General features: G+C 67.1%; 7 protein-coding genes. 2 read left to right on the top strand and 5 right to left on the bottom strand.

The genetic code is table 11. The features are described 5' to 3' along the window. The 5 genes from Q0627_RS07070 to Q0627_RS07090 form a co-directional block, all read right to left on the bottom strand. Window positions 1-1,412 (bottom strand): class I adenylate-forming enzyme family protein (locus Q0627_RS07070; RefSeq protein ID WP_298808685.1); only part of this gene is annotated, 1,412 nt, incomplete at its 3' end. Next, window positions 1,409-2,905, bottom strand: coding sequence for a class I adenylate-forming enzyme family protein (locus Q0627_RS07075; protein ID WP_291016914.1), 1,497 nt, complete (start codon window positions 2,903-2,905; stop codon window positions 1,409-1,411). The genes Q0627_RS07075 and Q0627_RS07070, both read right to left, overlap by 4 nt. After that, window positions 2,905-3,702: an enoyl-CoA hydratase/isomerase family protein gene (locus tag Q0627_RS07080; RefSeq protein ID WP_298808700.1), complete on the bottom strand. Its 798-nt coding sequence runs from the start codon at window positions 3,700-3,702 to the stop codon at window positions 2,905-2,907. The genes Q0627_RS07075 and Q0627_RS07080 overlap by 1 nt, the downstream gene beginning before the upstream one ends. After that, window positions 3,699-4,514 carry an enoyl-CoA hydratase/isomerase family protein gene (locus Q0627_RS07085; protein WP_291015828.1) on the bottom strand — a complete coding sequence of 272 codons (816 nt, stop codon included), beginning with the start codon at window positions 4,512-4,514 and terminating at the stop codon, window positions 3,699-3,701. The genes Q0627_RS07080 and Q0627_RS07085 overlap by 4 nt, the downstream gene beginning before the upstream one ends. A 31-nt stretch (window positions 4,515-4,545) precedes the next feature. Beyond that, window positions 4,546-5,349: an enoyl-CoA hydratase/isomerase family protein gene (locus Q0627_RS07090; protein ID WP_291015835.1), complete on the bottom strand. Its 804-nt coding sequence runs from the start codon at window positions 5,347-5,349 to the stop codon at window positions 4,546-4,548. A 302-nt stretch (window positions 5,350-5,651) separates the two neighbouring features. On the opposite strand from Q0627_RS07090, the gene Q0627_RS07095 reads away from it, so the two are divergent. Beyond that, window positions 5,652-6,344 (top strand): hypothetical protein, encoded by a 693-nt coding sequence (locus Q0627_RS07095; RefSeq protein ID WP_291015837.1) that lies wholly within the window; start codon window positions 5,652-5,654, stop codon window positions 6,342-6,344. Next, window positions 6,341-6,924, top strand: a 584-nt coding sequence (locus tag Q0627_RS07100; protein ID WP_298808703.1) for an enoyl-CoA hydratase/isomerase family protein, incomplete at its 3' end; no start/stop codon positions are given. The genes Q0627_RS07095 and Q0627_RS07100, both read left to right, overlap by 4 nt.

Here is a 6,924-nt window from a genome sequence, read left to right on the forward strand (position 1 = left end):
ACCACCGCTGCTCCGACGCGGGGGCCGTTGGGGCCGGGGACGCTGGTGACGAAGGCGGCGTCGACGCCGTCGAGGGCGCGCAGTGCGGCCTGCACCTCGCTCGGGTAGACGGTGGCGCCGCTGACCTTGAACATGTCGTCGGAGCGGCCCTTGTAGAACAGGAAACCGTCGTCGTCGAATTGGCCGAGGTCGCCGGTGGGGTAGAAGCCTTCGGCGGTGAAGACGTCTTCGCGGGTGCGGCCGCAGATGCCCTGGAGGATGCGTTTGCCGCGCAACTGGATCTCACCCGACTCGCCGGGGCCCAGTGGTGCGCCGGTGACAGGGTCGGCGATCCGGACCTCCACTCCGTCGAACGGCTTTCCGCAACTGCCCCAGGCTGATTCGGGCATGTCCCGGTCGGCATGGAAACCGCAGTAGGGGCCGAAGGACTCGGTCATCCCGAACAGGTTGGCGCGGGCACCCGGACGGGGACGCAACTCTGGGGGGAGCAGCGCGGGCAGGCTGCCGTCGGCGATCGACGACAGATCCGCGCCTGTGTCGGCGGCCAGCGCGGCCACCGACACCGCCTGATCGGGCCAGCCCCGGAACAGTGTGACCTTCTCGGAGACAATGAGATTCAGTGTTGACTCGGGGGTCGGTACCTCCTCGGTCACCAGTGTGGCACCGGCGGACAGCGCCGACAGGACGCCCGCACCGAATCCGCCGACCCAGAAGAACGGCATCGGCAGATACAGGCGGGTGTCGGGGCCGACCAGACGAGCCTCCTGGCCCGACTGGACGGCAAACAGTGCACTCTCGTGAGAATGGTTGACACCCTTGGGGTTTCCACTGCTTCCGGAGGTGAAGATGGTGACCAGGGGATCGGCGGGTGTGACCGCCGAGGCAAGTCCGTCGACGATGCTCTCGGGGACGTCGGAACCGGAGGCGGTGAACAGTTCGTCAGGGGTCCACGCCGACCGTAGCGACGGTAGACGTCGTTCGAGGAGACGTTCGCCGCCGGTGGGCAGCACGTCGCTGCCGACCCATTCGGCCAGTTCGTCCAGGTACCGGTGGCCGCGGAACTCCTCGACCGTGATCAGCACCTCGACGCGGGCGGTGGCCAACTGGGCGTGCAGTTCCCGGGCCCGGAGCAGGGTGCTCAGCGGTACCAGGACGGCGCCGATCCGGGTGATTGCGAGCGAGAGCTGAACCCAGCGAACGGAATTGGGTGCCATCAGGGCGACGCGGGTGCCGGTCCCGATCCCGGCACCGATCAGCGTCGACGCCAGTTCCCTTGTGCTGGTGTCGAGTTGCTCGTAGGTGAGCCGTTCGTCCGGATCGATGACCGCGTCCTTGCCCGGGAAACGCCCGGCCGCATCGCGGATCAGCGCGTCGACGGTCAAAGGTCGTTCGGGCTTGACGAGTCGGCTCATCGGGTCGCTCCGGCGAGCTGGTCCCGGACGGCCCGCAGATCGGCCTTGCCCGAAGGCGTGCGGGGAATGGTGTCGACGATGACCAGTTCGGTGGGCACCTCGTACCGGGCCAGTCTGCTGCCGAGATGGGCGAGGATGTCCTCGGTGGTGGCAGTGGAACCGGGCCGCAGTTCGACGACGGCGGCCGGTGTTTCGCCCAGCCGATCGTCGGGGCGGCCCACCACCGACGCGCCGGCCACGGCCGGATGTGATTCGATGGCGTCCCGCACGACGTCCGGGATCACCTTGAAGCCGCCGCGGATGATGGCCTGGTCGGCGCGACCCAGGATCCACAGGAAGCCGTCCTCGTCGAGCTTGCCGAGGTCGGTGGTGCGGATCCAGTCGGCGTCCGGTCCGAGCTGGCCGGGTTTGACCTCCAGCAGTCCCGGCTCGTCGGGCGCGAGGACGGTGCCGTCCTCGGTGACCACCCGCAATTGCGCACCGCCGGAGGCCCTTCCGACGCTGCCGCGCTTGTCCGCCCAGTACCGCTTGTGGTCGGGCAGCGACCAGCCGGCCACGCCGCCACCGAATTCGGTTGCCGCATAAGAGGTGAGCACGGGGATGCCGAACTTGTCGGTGAATGCCTCCGAATCCTCCACCGACAGTGGAGCGGTTCCGCTGGTGACCACCTTGATGCTCGCGAGGTCGTCGCGCGTGAGTTCCGAATGCAGCACCATCCGCACCGCCGTCGGCACCAGCGAGACCGCCTTCGGCCGGTGGGTGCGCACCGCGCGCGCCCACTCGTCGAGGTCGAACCGGCCCAGCAGCGCGAACGGCCGTGCGGCGACGATGCACTGGAGAATGCGGTAGATGCCGCCGATATGGACCAGCGGGGCGTTGACGATCGCCGCGCCGCTGCTCAGCTTGGTAGGCACCTCGATCCGCTTACCCGGTTCACCGAGCACGCTGTGCGCCAACATGTCGTAGCTCAGTTCGATGCGCTTGGGTGGTCCGGTGGTGCCGCTGGTGAGCATGTGCACCGCCACCGGCGACGACGCGTCCTCGGGAGACGGCTTCTCGGAGGCTTTCTCGGAGGCTTCGGAGACCTGCACCGGATCGGCCGGGATCTCCTCGAGCCGCACGACCGACGTCGCCGCGGACCCGGCGACCAGCTTGTCCAGATCCGGCCCGGTGCCGATGATCACCGGCAGTGCCAGCGCCGCGATGTCGTCGCGGGTCCGTTCGTCGCCACGGGACGGATTGATCACCACCACGGTGCCGCCCGCGAGCAGCACGCCGAGGAAGGCCGCGACGTGTTCGGGGGTGTTGCGCAACAGGATTCCGGCGCGCGGTGTGGGTTCGGGGTCGAGCCGGGTCACGAGTTCGGAGATCGACCCGGACAGGCCGGCGAGCTGCCCCCAACTGGTCCAGGTGCCGCCGAAGTCGATGGCCCCGGAATCGGGGTCGATGGCCAGAACCGAAGCGATATGGGCGGCGAGCGGGTGAGCTGTCATCAGCGGATCCTCGGTGAGGTCTTTGCCTGCGAGCCCTGCTCCTGCTGGGCCGCAAGCTCTTGTTTCGCAATGGGATTGCCGAGGCGGGTGTAGATCAGTCCCTGATCCATCGCGGCCCGGTACGGCTTGTCGAGCGATTCCCAGATCGCCTTCACGGTGCCCTGGGTGGCGGTCGGCGGCTTGTTCGCGATGGTGGCGGCGATCTCGTGGGCGCGCGACCACAGGTCTTCGCGGGCGGTGACCTCGGTGACCAGGCTGATCCGCAGCGCGGTCTGCGCACTGACCCGTTCGTCATTGCCCAGCAACGCGATCCGCAGACTTTCGGCCAGGCCCACCTTGCGCATCAGGCCCACCGGTTCGAGGGCGCACACCAATCCGGCGGTGACGTGGGAGTCGAAGAAGGTGGCCTCCTCCGAACAGATCACCACGTCGGCCTCGTTGATGAAATACAGTGCGCCGGCGGTACACATGCCTTGCACCGCAACCACAACCGGCTTCCACATCTTCTGCCACTTCGGGCTGAGCAACTCACCCGGATCCTCGTGATTCCACACGATCTCGGGCTGCCCGTACGACGAACGCACATCGAGCCCGGCCGAGAACGCCCGGTCACCGGCGGCGCGCAGCACCACCGCGTGCACCCGGTCGTCCGCCTTTATCAGCGCCCATACATCGCGCATCTCGTGGCACATCAACCGGTTGAAGGTGTTCAGCGCATCCGGCCGGTTCAGCGTGATGGTGGCGACGTGCGCATCGGCGTCGACCTCGTACAGGATCGTCTCGAAGGTCGTGGTCATCGTGCCTGCCAGTTCGGTGCGCGTTTCTCCACGAACGCGCGCGGGCCTTCGAGCGCGTCCTCGGTGCGGGTGACGCGTTCGCGGAACGATTCGGCGAGCAGTTCCGCCTCGTGCATCGGCAGCCCGAGCGTCTTGTGGATGGCCAGCCGGGTACCGCGAACGGCAAGGGGCGCATTGGAGTTCACGATCTCGGCGATCTCCTTCGCGCGGGTCAGCAGATCCTCGTGCGGCACCACCTCGGTGACCAGGCCGAGTTCGTAGGCGCGCTCGGCGCTCATCCGTTCGTGCTTGCCCATGATCGCCATCCGCAGCGCGACCGAGCGGGGCAGCACCTTGGCCAGCCGCACCACCTCGCGCCCGGCGACCAGACCGATGCTCACGTGCGGGTCGAAGAACGTCGCCTTGTCCGAGCAGATGACGATGTCGCCGGTGGTGATCCAGTCCAGACCTGCGCCGCAACAGATTCCGTTGATGGCTGCGATGATCGGCTTGGCCATCGTCCGGAACGGGGGCGTGCCCTCCTGCGGTGCCTCCCACTGCTCGTACGTCGACAGGTAGGGACGTTCGTTGATCACTTTGCCGTCACCGGGGATCGCCTTGACGTCGGCGCCGGTGCAGAAGGCGCGGCCGTTGGCGGTGACGATGATGGTCCACACCTGATCGTCGTTCTCGGCGGCGTCGTAGGCGGTGCGTAGTTCGGTGATCATGAACGGGCTCAACGCGTTCAGGGCGTCGGGACGGTTCAGGGTGATGACGGCGGTGTGGCCCTCGACCTCGTAGATGATCGTCTCGAAGGTCAGCTCTGTGGACATCTGTGCTCTTTCGGTGTGAGTGCGGATATGGCTAGCGCCCGGTGAAATCCGGATCGCGGCGTTCCCGGAACGCTGCCAGGCCTTCTTTGAAGTCTGTTGTGCGGGTGGATAGTTCGAGAGCGTAGAGCTCGTTGTCCATCGAGGTGGGCAGATCCTGGTGCAGATTGGTGTGCAGGCAGTGCTTGGCCAGCCCGAACGCGACGGTCGGCCCGGAGGCCACCCGTGCCAGCAGTTTCTCGCTGACCCCGTCCACCTCCGACTCGGGCGCCGATGCGTGGATCAGTCCCCAGTCGGCGGCCTGCGCGCCGCTGACCTTGTCGCCGAGCAGCAGCATCTGCTTGGCCCGGGTCAGGCCGACCAACCGCGGCAGAAGCCAGGTGGATCCGGTGTCGGGGGTGAAGCCGCGGCTCATGAACGGCTCCCAGAACACGGCGTCGTCGGCGGCGACGGTGAAGTCGGCGGCCAGCGCCAGATTGCAGCCCAACCCGGCCGCCCAGCCGCGGACGGTGGCCACCACCGGCAGCTGGATGGTGGTGACGAGCTCGATGATGCGGTGCTGTGCGTGCGGTACCCGGCGGACCTGCTTGCCGGTGCGCGGACGTTCCCCACTTGCGGCGTTGCCCGACACCAGGTCGGCGCCCGCGCAGAAGTGCCCACCCGCGCCGCTGATGTGCACCGCGCGCAGCCCGTCGTCGGATGCGGCGTCGGTCAGCGATTGCACGACCCGCGACACCATGTCGTGATTGAGTGAATTGCGGGCCTTCGGCCGGTTGAACTTGATACGCAGGATCGCGCCGTCGCGATCTATCGCGATGTCATCGCTCGGTGGCGCCATGTCACTGGTGGCTGGTTCCTCGGACACCGGGAAACACCTGCCCTTCCGCCGGCCCGCTCGGGAACCGGCAACCTCTTGGATCAAGCGATGGCGCAGACGATACTGTTAGCGCTACGGTAGGCACTACTGTTAAGTCTCGTCCAAGTTAGCAACTAATGGTGGCCGGTGGGAACAGACCCGGCGGAAACGAGGGCACATGACATGCGCGCGGGAGGTGGCATATGAGTTCGGCGGCAGCTGACCAGCAGTCCGTCGTGGTCGCGGACGGCGAGCACACCGGGTATGCCAGGACCGGTCCGGGGATGGGCTTCGGGGAGGTGCCGCTGCCGCAGACCGTGGCGGCCGCCGCCTCGATTCGCAGGCTCACCGGCATCCTGCTGGCGCTTGAACAGCCCGACTCGATCGTCGACGACCTCGTCGCGCGGATCGACGCGGTGAGCGACAGGCTCACGGCGTTGCTGCCGGCAGACCTGGGGCCGCGGATCGGCGACCATCAATCGCCCGACCGGCGGATCTACCTCGATCACTCCCGTGACATCGGCGTCTACAACCCGGCCTTTCCCGAATTCGCCTTCACCACATCCGAACCCGACCGCGCGACGGGCACGGTGATATTCCCGCTGAATTTCGAGGGCCCACCCGGACTGGTGCACGGCGGATTCCTGAGCGTGTTCTTCGATTCGGTTATGCAGCAGCACAATTGCCAGGAAGGCCTGGCCGGCAAGACTCGCTCGCTCAATGTCCGCTACCGTCGGCCGACGCCGCTGTTGCGGCAGCTCGACTTCGACATCACCCGCACCCGACACGAACGCGGCCTGCTGTCCACCGGACGACTACTGCTCGACGGCGAGGTGCTGGTGATCGCCGAGATGGACGCGGTCGCAATGGATCCGGACAAACTCATCACCCGCACCTACGGGCGGCGCCGCCCGGTGGCCGACAGCGTAGGCCACCCAGAACTTTCCATACCCCGTGCTTTGGAGGAAGACCGATGACCGAAACCGGCAGTAGCGACGGCCGGGTGCTGTTCGACGTGGACCGCGACACCCGTGTCGCGACGATCACGCTGAACAATCCAGCCCAGCGCAACTCCTACGACAAACCGATGCGTGACGACCTCGCCCGGTTCCTCGACGACGTGGTTGACGACGACGACATCACCGTGGTGCTGCTGCGCGGGGAGGGCGGGGTGTTCTCCACCGGCGCCAACATGAACAACGCCTACGGCTGGTACGGCGACAAGAAGGAGGGCGAGGCGGCACCGACGAAGGTCGACCGCAAGGCCCGCCCCAGCCAGCGGCGCAGGCTGATCGTCGACCGCAAAACGTTCGAGTTCTACCACAATTTCATGGGCTTCCCGAAGGTCACCGTCGGCGAGATCAACGGTTTCGCGCTCGGCGGCGGCTTCGAGATGGCGCTCATGTGCGACATCTCGGTGATCGCCCGCGACACCAAACTCGGCATGCCCGCGACCCGGTTCCTCGGCCCGGCACTGGGCAGCCTGCACATGTTCTTCCACCGGCTCGGCCCGGTGCAGGCCCGCAAGCTGCTGCTCACCGGTGACATCGTGGAGGC

The sequence above is a fragment of the uncultured Gordonia sp. genome, from assembly GCF_937858515.1.
GTDB lineage: Bacteria > Actinomycetota > Actinomycetes > Mycobacteriales > Mycobacteriaceae > Gordonia.

Coding starts and splice junctions, on each gene's coding strand:
- Q0627_RS07090 (WP_291015835.1), bottom strand. CDS start 5,349: ATGGCGCCACCGAGCGATGACATCGCGATAGATCGCGACGGCGCGATC.
- Q0627_RS07085 (WP_291015828.1), bottom strand. CDS start 4,514: ATGTCCACAGAGCTGACCTTCGAGACGATCATCTACGAGGTCGAGGGC.
- Q0627_RS07095 (WP_291015837.1), top strand. CDS start 5,652: ATGGGCTTCGGGGAGGTGCCGCTGCCGCAGACCGTGGCGGCCGCCGCC.
- Q0627_RS07080 (WP_298808700.1), bottom strand. CDS start 3,702: ATGACCACGACCTTCGAGACGATCCTGTACGAGGTCGACGCCGATGCG.
- Q0627_RS07075 (WP_291016914.1), bottom strand. CDS start 2,905: ATGACAGCTCACCCGCTCGCCGCCCATATCGCTTCGGTTCTGGCCATC.